The following is a 17102-nucleotide window of genomic DNA, read 5'->3' as shown; positions in this document are numbered from 1 at the left end:
AGTCTCCGCACGGTTAGACCGACTGTCAGCACTCGCCCCCGAGTTGATAAAAATCAAGCCGGGCGACCAGAAATCGAGTCCCAATGGATGGGCGAAATCCACAACGGTTGGATTTTTTCGATCTCACAGGCGAGGAAAAAACCATGGACAAGTATCAACAGAGCCAGAAAAACCAACTGTTCAAGACGGATACCCACGACCCTTATCGTTCGCAGCGCTTTGAAGGTTCCGCCATCTGCCCACAGTGCGACTCGGTTTACCATGCCGGCAACTGGACCTGGAAAAGCCCTGAAAACACGGTGATCCACGACGCGCAAACAGTGACGTGCCCGGCATGCCGACGCATCGATGACAACATGCCTGCGGGTACGCTGACGCTATCGGGCAGCTTCTTACTCAACCATCGCAATGAAATCATCAACCTGATCGAAAACACCGAGAAAAAGGAAAAGGCCGATCATGCCCTGGAGCGCATCATCAAAATGACCGACTCAGGGGATGACTTGATCGTCACCACCACCGGCATCCATCTTGCCAGTCGCCTGGGCCATGCACTGGAAGCCGCCTACAATGGCGACTCTGACTACCAGTACGGCGATGATGAGTATGTTTTGACCGTCAGTTGGAAGCGTGACGAATAGCACCAGGCATGGTTGTCGCTGACCCTGCCTGGATCAGCCCTGGCGCTGCGGTTTGCTTGAAACCGGGCGCCCTGGGCAATCAAGCCAAATGGCAATCGCCATTCACCTGCTAGCTCCTGATCAAGTCCGGTTCCAACTGCCGCGCCTCTTCGACGGCTTTGGGCGATTGGGCGCCCGCTGGCAGTTTGATTGCCAGGACGCTGCAACCGGCGCCTTCGAGAATCCCTTCAGCGGTCAAGCCAATATCGGACGCCAGCAGATGGTGATTGGCCGCGCCAATGACCAGCAGGTCGTAGGCACTGCGCTGCAGGTAAAAACGAATGGCATTGGCCGGAGCACCGGGAATGAAGTGCCGATGTTCACTGGCGATACCATGCTGACTGGCCAAGGCATCGAACGCCTGCTTGCGGGCATCGAACAAGGCCAGGTCGCCGTGACTGCTGGTACCGCTGTCGTAAACACTGATCAGGTGCAACGCAGCACCACAGGCGTTCGCCAGGTGCCGCGCAACCTCAATGATCGAGTGATTGCCGTTGTCCTCAGCCTTTGACTGAAACGCCATGTCGACCGCGACCAAAAACTTGCCGCAGGTCTGGATCGGCCCCGGCCGGACGAAAAGTACGGAAACCGGACTGGCACTCAATAACTCCCAATCCAGCGCTGACAATCCGGGCCGCGCCTGCATGTCCTTGATGATCAAGTCCGCTTCGACGCGTTGCGCGTAGGCAGCGCACTCCACCGCGCTGGAACAGATCACGTCTGGGTGGACCTCCACGCCCTTGGCCTGCAGGCGAATGCTTTCGCTCTTGAGCCATTGGTGACGCTGCGCCATCACCCGTTCGCGTGCCATGTCAGGGCTTTCTGCGCCCGTCTGGCTGGCGAGCTCAGCCCCGTGAGGATCGATGAACGCCGTGAGGTGCAAGGGAACACCCAGGGTCAATGCCAGATGACCGGCATATTCCAGGCCGGCGCTGTGGACCGCCTGGGGATAGGCGAGAAAAAGCAAACGCATTGGAAGGAACATTTCACACCTCAGCATCGGATGAAACAGTCGGCATCCCTGCGTAAATACAGCGTGCGCCACGCTCAACCGCACGCAGCAACTCTTTGGCGCGAGAACAGGGGCGGCCTGGCCGCTACCCGGAACATTTCGACAACTTGACTCACAGTGTGAGGCGCGTGGCCAATTCGGCATTGGGCACCCACAAGGTATTGATGCAGGCCGTCTCGTCCGCTTCCGTCACCGGTTCAAGGGACACCGGATCAAACCAGTGCCTGTTGACCATGGCCAGGCGAACAATACCGTTCTTGTCGAGAAGCGCCTGAGCCAGGCATTGGCACAAGGACCGAGGCAGCGCGCTTTCGAGGGGGGCCATGTCGGATCCTTCAAGCTCAATCTCCAAACGCGCAGTGCATGTCCCCACCAAGTCCTGCACCGTATAGGAGGCATAGCGAAACGCCGTGAGATATCCCACCGTCAGCGTCAGCAAAATTGACATCAGGATGGTGGCCTCGCGTTTCCAGGACCTTGTGCCTGGCCAGCGCAGCAGCCTGAGCACGGTACCCCGGCCCCAGTGCCCGACTGCGTGAACCCCGCTGATGAGTTTGTCGTAAGCCATGACCGGATCTCGCGCCCATGTTTATCAAAAGCATGGCGCTGATCGCCGTATGGCGTTTGATCTGGATCAACCTGCGCGCAGCCGGGGCATCGTTGAATGACGTCCGGTGCCATTTGGCTGTGATCCGGTTTGTGGGGGGGACCGCCAGGTTGAACGGCTGGCGCCGACAAGAATCCACTGGACCTAAGTCTTCAAGGTTTTGCAGACAAATGAATTTTTTGAAGGCAATAAAAAACCCCGTAGATCACTGATCTACGGGGTTTTAAAGAGTGGAGGCCGAGGTCGGAATCGAACCGGCGTAGGCGGATTTGCATTCCGATAGTCAAACGCATACAGGCTGCGGCCTGTAGCCTTTTTTAGTTCCGAAACTAAGGCGAAACAGATGCTCTACAGACCGCGTAGAATGCGGGCTCGTCTTTGAGTTTGGGAACTGATTTTACCCCCTCCTCCGGCGTTCTGCCGACCGAATGCCACTCCCCCTGAACACTCCATTTCCCAGATGCTACGCTCACCTATTCGGAGGATTCACGATGCCAAATTCTCACTCACTTTCCCTTAGCGGCCGCAAATCCACAGCAGGCTGACATGTGAAGCGCTGTTTTAGGGTCCCCTAATGGCACGCCAATGGTTTATTCCTTTCTCCGAGAGTATGAATATGCAACCGCATAAAAAACTGCTTGTTACGTGCGTCGCATTGTCAGTTACCGCCTGTGCTCCTCTTCAACCCGCTACACCACCTGCCGAACTAAAAGCTCGTGCCGATGAACCACGCCGCCGGTGCCGGTACCTGCCTGGCACTGCGCAGCCACTGGCGGAATCTGCCGCGTCGAGAAGGACTGACAGCCGCAAATCAGAAGTGGCAATGCGATCGCGCAAGCGAGCCTGGTCTTTTTGAGCGTTGGTCAATGCCTCATGATGGGTTTGGTCACTTGCCGACAAGCGTTGCTCGAGCGCCAACCGCTTGTCCTGATCGGCACGGACTTGGGCGGCAGCTGCGTTGCAGATAGCGGTCAGGTCTACCTGATGACTGCCGGCCTGTTCGGCCAGTTGCTTGCCGTAGCGCCAGTCCTGCAGCAACAGCGCCAGCACGCCGGCCAGCGCCAACTTCATTGACGCAGCTGTCATACCTCATCCTCCCAAGGCGGCAGGTCAACTGTCTGTCCAGCACTCGAACCACAGACTCCCTTCCTCAGTGGTGGCAAGCACGCGGGAAACCTTGGTGAAGGCAGTCATGCCAGCACATCCGAGGCCTTCTTCCACAGCGCCAACCGGTCGTCCTGACCATTGAGGCCGCCGTTGATACGCCGAGTGATCCGCTCGAAATTACCGGCATCTGCCAGGGTGTTCAGCCCCTTCGTCGCCCAGAACCAGGCGGCGGACATGCAGGCGTACTGCGGCTGCTCTAGCCGCTCAGGTTGGTTCACCAGGCCTACTCCCAGCGCCTCGCCGCATGCTGCATAGTTGGCCCGGCCGGTGATCTGGATCAGGCCACGGCCGCGGTACTTGGAGCCATCGCCCGCCACAGTGTTGCCCAGGTCTGCCCGCCCTTCATGTTTGACTTGGGTAGGCGTCGGCCCCCCAAATCTCGCGGACGTAAAGCAGTTGCCCGGACTCATGCCCGATCTGGGCGATGAACGCCGCTATACGCTTCGCACCGACTATCTGGTAGCGCTGCATGGCGGTGTTGAGAACAGCTGCAAAAACGCCGGCTTTGGCGCCGGCGTTCGGGATTCGCAGCAGCAGCTGCTGCTGCTGAGTGATGGGCATGTTTTTCACCAGTCGATAGAAAACAGCTAAAAGGCGGTAAATTCTTGCAGTGCTGTTAGAATGCTCGGCTCCAGCATTTCTTCTAAATAATTCGTCGGGATGCCGCATGGAAGCCAATAGCGTCGATTTTTTACATCGCGCATCTTACAAGGAAGTATTTAAATTGCTCACAAAGTCGGTTACTGCATTAACTTCTTTTTTTATTTCATGCACAGCACTTGCTGACCATGCTGAGCAGAACAATTTATTTGAATCGCCTCAGCAGTATTGCAAACTAAAGCCGGAAGCAGACTATGGAAAAATTCCAATGGGGAGTTTGGAAACCATAGCCTCACCACCAGGTTGGATTGGTTTTTCTCCGAAGGTCGGCAGAATCGTCGGAAAAAGAGGAATGTTCAACCTAGACTCGCTTTACGAAATGAGCAATGGCACGGAAAGCGCTCGTTTCAGAATCAACGAAACAAACTTTATCAATGGTTCTTCTTATATCGGAAACATGGCATGGGTAGACGGTAAATCCTTAACAGAGCCCGGTTTTTATAGATTCTACGAAGTCAAAACAAAGAAAAAAATACACGAGAAATCCATCACTATGGTGGGTGACTCCATAACATGGTGGAGCAGCGGTCGTTATTTCAGGTGCATGCTGGAAAAACAAATCCCAGACATTGGATTTACTGGTCCCCATACAGATATTTACGGGTTCGGCCATGCTGGAGAAGGCGGCAATAAAACCAAGCAGATAATTGCGAGGATTAACAAAATAAAACGCTCAGACTACTATTTTATTTTGGCCGGAACCAATGACTGGCAAATTAAGTCACCACAAAAAACCGTAAAAAACATTAAAATAATTGCCAACTACCTTAGTAAAAAAGGCGGATCAGTTATTATTTCTACTCTTTTACCGCGCATGGACAAGCACGACGCAACCAATGTAGAAGTAAACAAATTACTTCAAACCTGGAATGGCAAAGGTTGCAACTGTCAGATTGTAGATCTAGATCAAGACTTTAGAAAACTGGAGAATAAAGACCAGTATTACTGGGACGCTGGACTTCATCCCAATATAGAAGGATACAAAAAGATTGTTGAGATTCTTGCCCCAAAGATCGAGAGAGCAATAAATCAAGGATCGCCACAGTCTGTGCATCACAAAATCTCGCGCATGTAGTCCTATCGAAGCCGCCTTCGTCGAGGAACGCCTTAAGTTTCTCGATGGGGTCAGTTATGACCGGGCCCACTTTAGGAGTCATGAACTCCAGGTAACGCGGATCATCATCTTGGACTTCACCCTGATTCGGATATTCTCCGGGGTCTTGCGGATTTCCAAAGACGGAGACAACTGCAACTTCGGACGAATCAGAAAACTGAACGTATTGCATATGGGCCGCCTTAAAAAGTGTATGACGTAATAAAGAAGGACGCGCTCATAGTGCCAACTGTAACGGTAGCGGCATACCAGATATTTTGTGCCGTGATCAAGGCGAGATTGAATGCACCAGAAGCGTTCGTGTACCCTCCGCCGATCTGGGTCGACCCTATCCCTGTAGTATTCGATGAGAGCTGCCCGAGATAGTCGCCTGCACTGTTTGAGCCTATACGCATGTACCCAGCTGCAAACTTTGCAATTGGCGGTACTGCTGCCGAAATACTCAGGGAGGTGAAAGATGCTTGCTGTATCAACCTGCTGAGCACGGACACTTCGATGGTTGAAACGATACGCCCCTGCTGAGTTCCGACATCAAACAGTCCTGCACCGGTAGTCCTCCATACGCTAACCAACGCCGAGGCGGTGAAACCCGCAGGCATATTTGCGCCGCCGTAAACCGTTGGTGCCACAGCGCTGGTCGCGTTTACTGCCAACAACCTTGAGACGCCTGTTGTAGGATCATAAATCGCGTAGATCGCAACCCAGCCGTTAGCCGGGGATGAGCCGACGTCCATCCCCGCAGGGCCGGTAATCCCCAAATTTATAGCGTTGTTGAAAGCTGCCAGCCTGTAGGACTGCCCCCCGGACTGCCCCCCCAATGCCGTCCCCACGACAATCTCGTCATTGGTAATAGACGCTATCGCTGAGGCTGAAGCGACCGCCATTTTAACGTTGGACGCACTGCCAACCGGGGCGCTCTGCCCGCTCGTATGACGCAGTGACCCAATTGACCCCGCCGCTGCCGTTGCTAGTGAGCGTAGTCAGCTCGCCAGCACACAGCACACAGCACACAGCACACAGCACACAGCACACAGCACCATAGAATTTGGCGAGCTGGTGTTGTAGATATTCGTGATCAATTCGGTGCCGCTACCTTTGATGGTAGTAGCAGCAAATACAGCGAAAGTTACTGAAGCTCCCGCTGGCGAACTTGCCAAAGGTGGCAGTGTCTGCGTTGTTCCAACAGCAGTGACAAGGACCAACTGCCCGAGGTTTGTAGCGGTAAGCCCTGTGTTTGTCGAAACCGCAGTAATCCCGGTGTAACCGCCGAATGGAGCGCGAGCGGTATCAAGCCCTCCCCTGTCCAGCCATTGGGTGTTTGCACTGTCCCGCTGCTTAAGCCTTCCAGTCCCCGTGTTGGCCCACAGCTGACAAGGGAATGCAGGGCTTGGAGTCGTTGCCCCACTACTCTGTGACACTAGCGCTGATAACGCACCATTCAGGTCCACTCTGAATGTCGCGCCGGGGCCATTTGCAAGGTTCATGTCATGTTGCGACATAGGTCATTATCCCTTACGGGATGCGTTTGATGACGCGCCGATCGATGCCATCACCCCGTCCATGGTTGCGCAGTATCGGGATGCAAGGATGGCCAAGACCAGGGCGAATAGGGAAATCGCCCTTCTGTACTATGTGTTCAACATGGCGCGGGAATGGGGTTTCACCGACCGGGAGAACCCGTGCGCAGGCGTTCGAAAAAACAAGGAAAAGATTAGGGACTACTACGCAAACGACATGGCCTGGGCGGCAGTATATGAACAAGCTCCGCAGGAGCTGAGGGACGCGATGGACCTGGCCTATTTAACGGGGCAGCGCCCAGCCGACGTTATCGCAATGACGAGTGGCGACATCGAAGGGGATTACTTGACGGTGCAGCAAGGAAAAACCAGCAAGCACTTTCGAATCCAGATGCAGGCCGATGGCGTGAAAAATAGCCTGGGCCTTCTCATAGAGGAAATCATTGAGAGGAACAAAAAACAGAGCTCCACCCCCTAAAGTTTCGGAACTCCTGCACTTTCCTGCGCCCAATAAAAAACCCCGCAGACGTTAATCTGCGGGGCTTTTAATAGTGGAGGCCGAGGTCGGAATCGAACCGGCGTAGGCGGATTTGCAATCCGCTGCATAACCATTTTGCTACTCGGCCTCAAAACATTTGCTGTCAGTAGCACAACAACAAATGCGTACAAACCTGGGTGAGATACCACGCATTGATTAGCGTCTATCTCATTGAAAACATTGAGCTTTTTCAGCGGTCAGTGCTTTCGATGGCGTGAATTATGTACTCATTTCTTGAGGCTGGCAACCCCTTGATTTCAAAAAAAATTCTGGGGCCTGGTTTCATTACTCCAACGAGGTGCGATCCCCTTCCATTGCGGCGCAATCACCCCCATGGCCCCATACAAGGCTGGAAAATGACAGCCTATGACTCGATTAGCGGGTTTCGATCACTCGAGCAGATCATGGCGTCAGCCGGTAAGTGGACTGCACCAGACCCGAGGGAAAACAGCGGCTGGACACCAGCTTCAAATCTACATCTTGCTCAAGGCCACCGAACAATGGCCTTCCCGACCCGATCAGCACCGGCACGGTGGTGATTACCATATCAGCGACTAACCCATCGCGAAGGAATGATTGCACCAGTTGCCCGCCATCGACATAGACCCGGCGCATGCCTTGCCTCTCCAGCTCTGCCATTACCTCCTTCGGAGCGAGGTTGGAAAATCGCAGTTTGCCCTCCAGCGCCTCGGGCACCGGCGAATTGGCCAGTTGTTCGGACAGCACCACCACGGGCAGGTCGTAGAACCAGCTATCGAAGGTCCGCACCTTCTCATAGCTGCCCCGCCCCATCACGATCACATCCTTGTCGGCGATGAAAGCTGAGTAGCCATGATCCTCGGTCTGATCATCGCGTTGCAAAAGCCAGTCAATGTCGCCATCGGGGCGAGCGATGAAACCGTCCAGACTGGTGGCGATGAAAACATGTGCGGTGGTCATCTTCAGGGGCCTTTTTTGGGGGACAGGGGTAAATCTCGATCAGGTTGTTGGGGGGATGCACGCCGAACACCTGGAGCCGCCCGACATCGAAACATCAACGGATCAGCGAACTCGCCAGCAACGCCTCCAACCCCATCGGTTTGGCGAAATAATAACCCTGGGCCTGCCCTGCGCCCATTTCACGCAGCAAGTCCAGTGTCGCCTCGTCTTCGACACCTTCGGCCACCACACTCAGGTCCAGCGATTCGGCCATCCGCACAATCGCCCGGACGATCGCGCGACTGCGGGCACTGGTGGTCAGTTCGAGGATGAACGACTTGTCGATCTTCAAGCCGCTGAAACGGTATTGATGCACATAGCTCAGGGATGAGAACCCGGCACCGAAGTCATCGAGCACCACCGACATGCCGTTGTCGGCCAATTGCTGCATGGTCAGTCGGGCGATCGCCGGCTCCGCGACCAGCGCACCTTCGGTCAACTCCAGGCAGATCCGCGACGGCGAGACCTGATACCGCGCCAGCAACGCAAGTACATCATTGGCGAAGTCAGGCCGCGTCATGCTGTAGCTGGAGCAATTGACGTGCACTGGCGGCCAATTGGCGTGCCGTGGCTGTGCGAGGATCACTGCAACGCTGGTGAGCATGTAAAGATCCAGCCGCCCGATCAGTCGCAAGCCCTCGAAATCCGGCAAAAACTCGCCCGGCGCGATCACCCGGCCGCCGGGCTGATGCCAACGCACCAGCGCTTCAAGGGCCAACAGTTCGCCGCTTTCGACGCTGACAATCGGCTGGAAATACGGCAGCAGTTCGTCGGTACGCTTGAGCGCGTTGCGCAAGGCCCCTTCTCGCTCAACCTGGTCCGAGACTTCACGGCGCACTTCCTGGTTGAACACCGCGTAGCTGTCGCGCCCGGCACTCTTGACCCGGTACATCGCCGCGTCGGCATCGCGCAGCAAGTCGGCTGGCTCGTGATGGAACTGGCTGTCGGCGCTGACAATGCCGATGCTGCAGGACGAAAAAACTTCATGGCCATTGATGAAAAACGGCAGGTCGAACGCCACCAGGATCCGTTCGGCGATGTCGATCAACACATCCAGCGGTGCCTCGGGCGCAAGTACCGAAAACTCATCGCCGCCCAGGCGAGCCAGCATGTCGGTGTCGCGCAGGCAACCGCGCAAACGGTGGGCGGCCTGCATCAACAGCAGGTCGCCAAAATGGTGACCGAGGCTGTCGTTGACCAGTTTGAAACGGTCGAGGTCGATGAACATCACCGCCAGGTGCCCGCCTTCGCTGCCGAACCGCGTCCACGCCAGATTGAGACGCTGCTGAAGGTAGGTGCGATTGGGTAGCCCGGTCAGGGCATCGTGGGAGTTTTCGTGTTGCAACTTGGCATTGGCGTGATCGAGTTCGCGGGTGCGGCTCTGCACCCGGGCTTCCAGCTTGAGGTTGGCGGCATGGATTGCTTCGGCGGCCGTGCGTCGCGACAGTGCGGTGTCGATGTGGCGCGACACAAAGGTCAGCAGTTCCTGGTCACGCAGGGTATAGCGCACCTGGGAGGTATAGCTTTGCACCGCAAGCACGCCACGCACGACGTCGCCATCGAACAAGGGAATGCCCAGCCACGAGTAGGATCGGACAGACTCCTGGGCAATTTCAATTTCGCCGACTGCGGACAAGCGTTCAGCCTCGCCGACGTCAATCAGGCAAGGTCGACGCTGGCGAATGACGTACTCGGTCAAGCCGCGACGACCACGCCGCGCCGGCGGGCAGGTCGTCTGCCGCTCATCGACATAATAGGGAAAGGTCACTTCACTGGTCGCGTCGTCGAACAGCGCGATGTAAAAGTTCTGCGCGAACAGCAGATCACCGACGATGCCATGCAAGGATTGAAACAACTCAGCCATGTCGCCCGGTTGGCTGGACAATTCTGCAATCTGGAATAACGCGCTCTGCAGATGCTCGGCTCGCTCCCGGTCGGCCACTTCCTGCCTAAGTGCATCGTTGACTGCCGACAGCTCGAGGGTGCGACGTATCACCGTCTCTTCAAGGTCCTCGCGGTGCAGAATCCGGTCCAGGGCCATGGCGACGTGGCGCGCCACCACAAGGAACAGCGCGCGGTCTTCAGCGCTGTAGATACGAGAAACGTCGTAGACCTGCATCGCGAGCATGCCAAACACGTCATCCGATGCGTTTTTCAACGGGGCGCCCATCCAGAACTCGGGACGGTCACCCACGCAATAGAAACGGCCTTCGGCCTCAGCCGCGAGGATGCCGGCGGCATCGATCAGCAACGGCTGCTCGGTGGTCAACACCTGGCCGGTCAACGACAGGCGCGAGCGGTCCAGGTATTCGTAGTTTTCGGCCTCCAGGGCGTCAACGTCGATGATGTCGACGTAATACGGGTAGTCAATCTTGCCCGTGCGTGGGTCATACAGCGCGAGATAGAAGTTCTCGGCATCGATCAGGCTGGCCAGCAGCCGGTGCACCCCTACGAGAAATACTGAGCGATCGCGGGTCGAACTGGCCAGGTAGGTAATTTCATACAGCACGCGCTGGGTAATTTGCGCACGGGCCAGGGTATTGGTCTGTAGCTCAATGCCCAGGCGCAGGGCAAGCTCGGCGAGCGCAGGTTGCGCAGGATCATCGACTGGCGCCAACAACCAACCCAGTACACCTTCCCCTCTGCCGGTCGGCCAGCGTTGCAAGCGCCGGCTCGAGCAAAAGGCTTCAAACGCTTCGTTTGCGACGCTGGATGGCCACTGCATCCCTGGGTCACCCTGCCCGACCAAATGCATTTGCTCACCGGCGCGGTAAACCGCCCACCCGGTGGTGTGGGCCCAGTGACGCGCTGAGTCCAGCAATTGTTCGATCGTGTCCTCGTTGCCCGCGTATGCCATCCCGACCGTATCCGAGTTCCCTTTCAATTGAGATGCGGCCACGTCGCAGTCTTTCGATTGCTGCGGGGAGTCTGTCAAAGGACGAAAACTCATCAGCGCTCCCTGAGCCAAAAACTGGCGATACCTGTTTGCCTGTTATTGGCAATGCCAGTGAGCCTTCCGTTTAAAGCCTGCTGAGGTTTTTTTCAATAGATTTATTCGCTTTGTGCCAACGATGGCGCGCAATTCCTTGATAGGAGGAAGCTCCCTCGGCCTCATGCCTCACATTCGGCCTCAGGAGACTTCCTCAAACACCTCATTTCCAAACCTGCGCGTCCCCCAGAAACTGGATCCTCTACTTGGCACTGGCTTTTTTACGATAGGCCATCGAGTCATCGATACGCTTGAGAATGTAATCACCCGCGGCCACCGGCGGATACAGACTCTGGGCCGGGTCAATGCCCAAGTCACAAGGATCGACAACCGCACTGTAGGTCGGGTCATAGAAGGTCGCGATGGAGTAGCGTTCATGACCTGAGCTGTTGATCACTCGGTGCAGGGTTGAACGAAAACGATCATTGGACCAATGCGCCAGCAGATCCCCGACATTCACGACCAGGCTACCCGGGATCGGCGTGGCTTCGATCCAGCGATTGGAGCCCAGTTCGCGGACTTGCAAACCACCGCTGTTATCTTGATAGAGCAAGGTGATGCAGCCGTAATCGGTGTGCGGGGCCACACCGAACTGGTCGGCCTCAGCCTTGGGCGGCTGCGGAGGGTAATAGACCATCTGCGTACGCTGCAGCGGTTTTGTGTATTTATCCGTGAAAAAACCCTCTTCGATTCCCAACCCGACCGCCACGGCGCGTAACAGATCAGCGCCGGCCTTACCGATTTCCTCATAGTATTCAGCCAATGCCTCACGCAGCTGTGGCATGAATGCGGGCCACTGGTTCGGCCCACGCAAGGCCTCGCCGGCAAGAACGCAAGGATCATCTTCCGCCAGCTCAAGACCCATACTGAAGAACTCTTTGTGGTCCGGCTTGGTGGCTTCATACATGGTCGCCCCACCCAGTGCATGCCAGCCTCGATGGCGGTTATTCACTGCCACCTGGCGTTTGACCTCAACCGGAAAGGCAAAAAACTGCCCGGCAGCGGCCATGGCTTTGTCAATCACCGTTTGCGGTACGCCGTGATTGATGATGTAGAAGAAGCCGGTCTCGCTACAGGCTTTTCGGATGGCGTCACCGGCTCGACGAATACTCGCCTGATCACCTTCGCGGACACCGGACATATCGATCAGGGGCAGATTGGCGCTAGAGGTCATGTTAACTCCTGGGTGCATCGTGCATACCGTGGTGGGAGAACAGGGTGCGTCAGCGAATGACGAACCGGTATATACAGGATAAAGCATTTACTGTGCCGCTTATCCAGGCAGGCGGCGGCGATCCTCGGGCTAAAGCGAAAAGCACTTTCCGATAACAGAAAAAGATGCCAATCGATCTGTTACCCGCCTGTTTCCATTGCCCCATCAGGGCGCGCAGAGTTCCCATTTGGTGCAACTTTTGGTTACAGGCCTGCCCAATGAGGCGCCTGTAATTGTCTTTCAGTCTTGGGTTAACAGGGTCTGGAACGCTGACCGGCGAGCGAAATTGTGACTTTGGCCTGCATCTTGCCTTACCTGTATATACAGGAGCATATAGCTACACTGTTTCCCACCACCCTGACCTCAGGACACTCTCAATGTACGCATCGCTGCAGCTCAAACCCGGTCAACTCACCCTCGATCAATTGCGCGCCATTTACCAGCTGCAAAGTCCTTTCGAACTGGACCCGGCCGCACGCGACGTTGTCGAAGCCAGTACCCGTACAGTAGACGAGATCATCGAAAACCAGCGCACGGTCTACGGCATCAACACCGGTTTCGGCCTGCTGGCACGAACCTCGATCCCCACCGATTCGTTGGCCAAACTGCAACGCAACCTCCTGCTGTCGCACTGCACGGGCACCGGCCCTCTATTGGATGACGCCAGTGTCGGCTTGATCATGGCGCTCAAGATTGGCTCCCTTGCCCGTGGCTTTTCCGGGATTCGCTGGGAAGTCATTCAGGCCCTGAGCAAGCTCTATGCCGCCAGGGTTTATCCGTGCATACCGTCACAAGGCTCGGTCGGCGCTTCCGGCGATCTGGCACCACTGGCGCATATGTCCGCCGTGTTGATCGGCGTCGGTCGGGTGCGCCATGAAGGCCGTGAAATGGATGCCGTCGAAGGCCTGGCGATTGCCGGTCTCGAACCCATGGTGCTGGGCCCGAAGGAAGGCCTGGCGCTGATCAATGGCACCCAGGTTTCGACGGCGCTGGCCCTGCGCGGTCTGTTCGCCTGCGAAAAGCTGTTCAGCGCAGCGGTGGTCGCCGGCAGCCTGAGCGTGGAAGCCCTGAAGGGCTCAGACGTGCCTTTTGATCCACGCATCCAGGCGGTTCGTGGACAACCAGGGCAAATCGACGTGGCAATGTTCTACCGTGATCTGCTGGCCACGAGCGAGATCCGTGAATCCCATCGCGACTGCGACCGGGTGCAGGACCCTTACTCGCTGCGTTGCCAGCCTCAGGTCATGGGCGCGTGCCTGGACCACATGCGCTTCGCCGCCGGGGTCTTTCTGCGTGAAGCCAACGCCGTTTCGGACAACCCGCTGGTGTTCTGCGCCGACGGCGACGTGCTCTCCGGCGGCAACTTCCACGCCGAACCGGTGGCCATGGCCGCCGATGTACTGGCTTTGGCCATCTCCGAGATCGGCGCCCTGTCCGAGCGGCGAATCGCACAACTGGTTGATCCGGCACTGTCGGGCCTGCCGGCCTTTCTGGTGCGCGAAGGCGGCCTGAACTCCGGCTTCATGATCGCCCAGGTCACCGCTGCCGCCCTCGCTTCGGAGAACAAGACCCTGGCGCATCCAGCGTCAGTCGATAGCCTGCCAACCTCAGCCAACCAGGAAGATCATGTCTCGATGGCGACCTTTGCGGCACGTCGATTGCTGGACATGGCCGGCAACAGCAGTGCGGTGGTCGCGATCGAACTGCTGGGCGCAGCTCAAGGCGTGGATTTGCATGCGCCATTGCAGACTTCGGAAAAACTCAGAGAGGTGCTGACGATGATTCGCCGTGAAGTGGCTCACTACGATGAAGATCGCTATTTCGCCCCGGATATCGCCACGGCGCGAGCCTGGGTCGAGAACGCGGCGTTCACTCGCTGGTTGCCCGCAGAACGCCTGCATGCCTGATTCGTACAACTGAGCTGAACCCGTTCGCCGCCTTTTTGCGGCGAACGCCGACTCTTACGTAGCCGATGGGATATGCCATGCGCCGCTATTATTCAGGCCCGGACTATCGTCGAGCCCATAGCATTGCCGAGCTGGCAGTGATGGCCCGCCGACGCTTGCCGCATTTCGCGTGGGAATACCTGGAGGGTGGTGCCGAAGAAGAATTGACCTTGCGCCGCAACCACCAAGGCTTCGCGGACATTGCCCTGCTGCCGCAGACCCTGGTGCCCTGCTCGGTAACGCACCCCCAGCGCTTGCTGCTTGGTCGAGAGCTGCCGTTGCCCATGGCGATCGGTCCCACCGGCTACAACGCCATGCTTTATCGCGATGCCGATATTCACCTGGCCCGCGCTGCAACGGAGCGCGGCCTGCCCTTTACCCTGAGTACCGTTTCCACCAGCTCTCTGGAGCAAGTGGTCGCGGCGGTGCCGGAGGTGAATCTCTGGTTCCAGCTCTATTGCCTGCGTGACCCAAAGGTCCAGGAAGACCTGCTCCTGCGCGCGGCCGCCGTGGGCTGCAAGACCTTGTTGCTGACCAGCGACGCGGTACTGCTGGGCAACCGGGAGTGGGACAAACGAAACTTCATCCGCCCCCGGCAACTGAGCCTGCGCAACAAGCTCGACGTGTTGAATCATCCACGGTGGATGGCCCAGACGCTGTGGCCACATGGCCTGCCAAATCTGGGCAACATCGAACGCTATCTGCCATCCGGGAAACGCACTATCGAAGGTGCTGCCCATTTCATCGGCTCGCAAATGGACACCGGTCTCGATTGGGATGCCCTCGCCCGCTTGCGCGACCGCTGGCCACAACGGTTGTTGCTCAAAGGGGTGCTGCACCCGATGGATGCCGAGAAAGCCATCGCACTGGGTCTTGATGGCGTGGTGGTCAGCAACCACGGCGGCCGGCAACTCGATGGCGTCCCTGCAAGCATCGACTGCCTGCCAGCGATTGCCGCCGTCGCCAAAGGCAAGCTCACGCTATTGCTCGACAGTGGCATCCGCCGTGGCACCGACATTCTCAAAGCCTGCGCTCTGGGTGCTGACGCGGTTTTGCTCGGGCGCGCTACCTTGTATGGAGTGGCAGTCAGCGGGCAGGCAGGTGCCGGACATGCACTCGACCTGCTTGCACAAGAGTTGCGCCTGGCCCTGTCACTGCTCGGAACACCCGACCTGAACCAGCTTCACCGTCGCCAGCTGTCCGCGACGCCCTCCACATCCTTCACCGTGAGTTGAACCGATGAACGATTTGCAACAGACCCTCGAACAATTGCGCCTGGCGCTGGGTGATGCCGCAGTGGTGACCGGTGCCGATATCAGTCAACGGCACTACAGCGACTGGACCGGCCACGCGCCGGCCTGTCCTGCCGCGCTGTTGCTGCCGCGCACCACGGAGCAGGTCGCAAGCGCCTTGCGCATCTGCAATGAGGCAGAGCAATCGGTGGTGCCCCAAGGCGGCATGACCGGGTTGGCCGGTGGCGCAGTGCCTCGCGAGACAGACATCGCCCTGTCCCTTGAGCGCCTGCGCGGCATCGAAGAAATCGACCCGGCGGCAGCAACCATTAGCGTCTGGGCCGGCACTACGCTGGAGGAGATTCAGCAAGCGGTTCTCGAGGCCGGCTTTGTGTTTCCCCTCGATCTCGGCGCGCGTGGTTCATGCCAGATCGGCGGCAACATCGCCACCAATGCTGGCGGCAACGCCGTCATCCGCTACGGCATGACTCGAGACCTGGTACTCGGCCTGGAGGTGGTCCTGGCCGATGGCCGGGTGCTCAACCTGCTCAACAAAATGATCAAGAACAACTGCGGTTATGACCTGAAACAGTGCTTCATCGGCAGTGAAGGCACTCTTGGGGTGATCACCCGCGCGGTATTGAAACTGGCGCCGACACCCGGCGAAACCACCACCCTGCTTTGCGCCCTGCCCGACTACCCCAGCGCGGTCAACCTGCTGCGCCGGGTGCAACGCAGCGTCGGTACGCCGCAAGCGTATGAATTGATGTGGCAAGACTTCTTCCGCCTGGGGGTCTCCTGGCTGGAAAACCCGACCGTACCGATGTCGCTGGATCATCCGCTGTATGTATTGCTCGAGTCGGCCGGCCCCCGGAACCTGCTTGAAGAAACACTGGAGCAGGCCTTTGCCGCCGGTGAAGTGGTTGACGCGGTACTGGCCAGCTCCCAGACCCAGGCTCGGGCACTCTGGAAAATCCGTGAAGCAACCGGCGAGTTTCCCCTGCGCATGACCCCATTGAACTTCGACGTCAGCCTGCCGATCGGCCTGATCGGCGACTTCGCCGAACGCTGTCGCCAGCGCCTGGGGCAACGCTGGCCGGCTAACCACAGCGTGTATTTCGGTCACATCGGTGACAGCAACCTGCACCTGACTCTCGACTGTGCCTCCTTGCCCCAGCCGGCCCCCATCCTGGAGGTCGAAGAGCTGGTTTACAGCGCGGTCGGCGAACTGGGCGGCTCGGTCTCGGCCGAACACGGCATCGGCCTGCTCAAACGCGAGTTTCTCCACCACTCAGTCAGCCCCGAGGCTCGCCAGGCGATGCAGCAACTCAAGGATTGCTTCGACCCCAAGGGCATCCTCAACCCGGGAAAAATCCTCGGTTGAGTGACGATTCAAGCTGTATATACCGCTGTGGCACGTTAACTGCTTTAGCAGCATTGATTGACCTG

The 17102-nt window shown here is 57.5% G+C and carries 11 protein-coding genes, 1 tRNA gene and 3 pseudogenes; 6 read left to right on the top strand and 9 right to left on the bottom strand.

Annotated elements, in window-relative coordinates; all coding sequences use genetic code 11:
- Positions 1-143 precede the first annotated feature (143 nt).
- A complete protein-coding gene (locus F7R06_RS00805) occupies positions 144-641 on the top strand; it encodes a BCAM0308 family protein (RefSeq protein ID WP_090327354.1) in 498 nt (165 codons plus the stop codon).
- A gap of 109 nt (positions 642-750) precedes the next feature.
- On the opposite strand, the gene F7R06_RS00800 is transcribed toward F7R06_RS00805, so the two are convergent.
- The 4 genes and pseudogenes from F7R06_RS00800 to F7R06_RS00780 form a co-directional block, all read right to left on the bottom strand.
- A complete protein-coding gene (locus F7R06_RS00800; RefSeq protein WP_170288739.1) occupies positions 751-1665 on the bottom strand; it encodes a universal stress protein in 915 nt (304 codons plus the stop codon).
- A 139-nt stretch (positions 1666-1804) separates the two neighbouring features.
- Positions 1805-2260, bottom strand: coding sequence for a hypothetical protein (locus F7R06_RS00795; RefSeq protein WP_090322594.1), 456 nt, complete (start codon positions 2258-2260; stop codon positions 1805-1807).
- Positions 2261-3021: 761 nt separating this feature from the next.
- A pseudogene (locus tag F7R06_RS00790) lies at positions 3022-3385 on the bottom strand (lysis protein); the annotation flags it as partial.
- 104 nt (positions 3386-3489) lie between these two features.
- Positions 3490-4027, bottom strand: a pseudogene (locus F7R06_RS00780) (glycoside hydrolase family 19 protein).
- 106 nt (positions 4028-4133) lie between these two features.
- Between F7R06_RS00780 and F7R06_RS00775 the strand changes: the two are divergent.
- Entirely contained in the window at positions 4134-5201 is a 1068-nt protein-coding gene (locus F7R06_RS00775; RefSeq protein ID WP_090322597.1) for an SGNH/GDSL hydrolase family protein, read from the top strand.
- Between the two features lie 221 nt (positions 5202-5422).
- On the opposite strand, the gene F7R06_RS00770 is transcribed toward F7R06_RS00775, so the two are convergent.
- Entirely contained in the window at positions 5423-5974 is a 552-nt protein-coding gene (locus tag F7R06_RS00770; protein ID WP_139204795.1) for a phage tail protein, read from the bottom strand.
- 778 nt (positions 5975-6752) lie between these two features.
- Between F7R06_RS00770 and F7R06_RS00765 the strand changes: the two are divergent.
- Positions 6753-7226: pseudogene (locus F7R06_RS00765) on the top strand (integrase); the annotation flags it as partial.
- A gap of 83 nt (positions 7227-7309) precedes the next feature.
- Here the strand turns inward: F7R06_RS00765 and F7R06_RS00760 are convergent.
- The 4 genes from F7R06_RS00760 to F7R06_RS00745 form a co-directional block, all read right to left on the bottom strand.
- A tRNA-Cys gene (locus F7R06_RS00760) sits at positions 7310-7383 on the bottom strand.
- Positions 7384-7697: 314 nt separating this feature from the next.
- Positions 7698-8234 carry a dihydrofolate reductase family protein gene (locus F7R06_RS00755; RefSeq protein WP_090322603.1) on the bottom strand — a complete coding sequence of 179 codons (537 nt, stop codon included), beginning with the start codon at positions 8232-8234 and terminating at the stop codon, positions 7698-7700.
- Between the two features lie 94 nt (positions 8235-8328).
- Entirely contained in the window at positions 8329-11223 is a 2895-nt protein-coding gene (locus tag F7R06_RS00750; RefSeq protein ID WP_090322606.1) for a sensor domain-containing phosphodiesterase, read from the bottom strand.
- Between the two features lie 241 nt (positions 11224-11464).
- Positions 11465-12436: an isopenicillin N synthase family dioxygenase gene (locus tag F7R06_RS00745; RefSeq protein WP_090322607.1), complete on the bottom strand. Its 972-nt coding sequence runs from the start codon at positions 12434-12436 to the stop codon at positions 11465-11467.
- A 416-nt stretch (positions 12437-12852) separates the two neighbouring features.
- Here F7R06_RS00745 and hutH point away from each other — a divergent pair, with 416 nt between their 5' ends.
- The 3 genes from hutH to F7R06_RS00730 all read left to right on the top strand — a co-directional run bounded on the left by hutH (position 12853) and on the right by F7R06_RS00730 (position 17037).
- Entirely contained in the window at positions 12853-14382 is a 1530-nt protein-coding gene (gene hutH / locus F7R06_RS00740) for a histidine ammonia-lyase (protein ID WP_090322610.1), read from the top strand.
- Between the two features lie 77 nt (positions 14383-14459).
- Positions 14460-15656, top strand: coding sequence for an alpha-hydroxy acid oxidase (locus tag F7R06_RS00735; protein ID WP_090322613.1), 1197 nt, complete (start codon positions 14460-14462; stop codon positions 15654-15656).
- 4 nt (positions 15657-15660) lie between these two features.
- On the top strand, positions 15661-17037 hold the full coding sequence (locus F7R06_RS00730) for an FAD-binding oxidoreductase (RefSeq protein WP_090322615.1): 1377 nt from the start codon (positions 15661-15663) through the stop codon (positions 17035-17037).
- The last annotated feature ends 65 nt before the right edge of the window (positions 17038-17102 follow it).

Origin of the sequence: Pseudomonas moorei (assembly GCF_008801475.1) — a bacterium.
GTDB classification, from domain to species: Bacteria; Pseudomonadota; Gammaproteobacteria; order Pseudomonadales; family Pseudomonadaceae; genus Aquipseudomonas; species Aquipseudomonas moorei.
The sequence above is the reverse complement of the archived record's forward strand: the minus strand, read 5'-3'. Positions and strand labels throughout refer to the sequence as shown.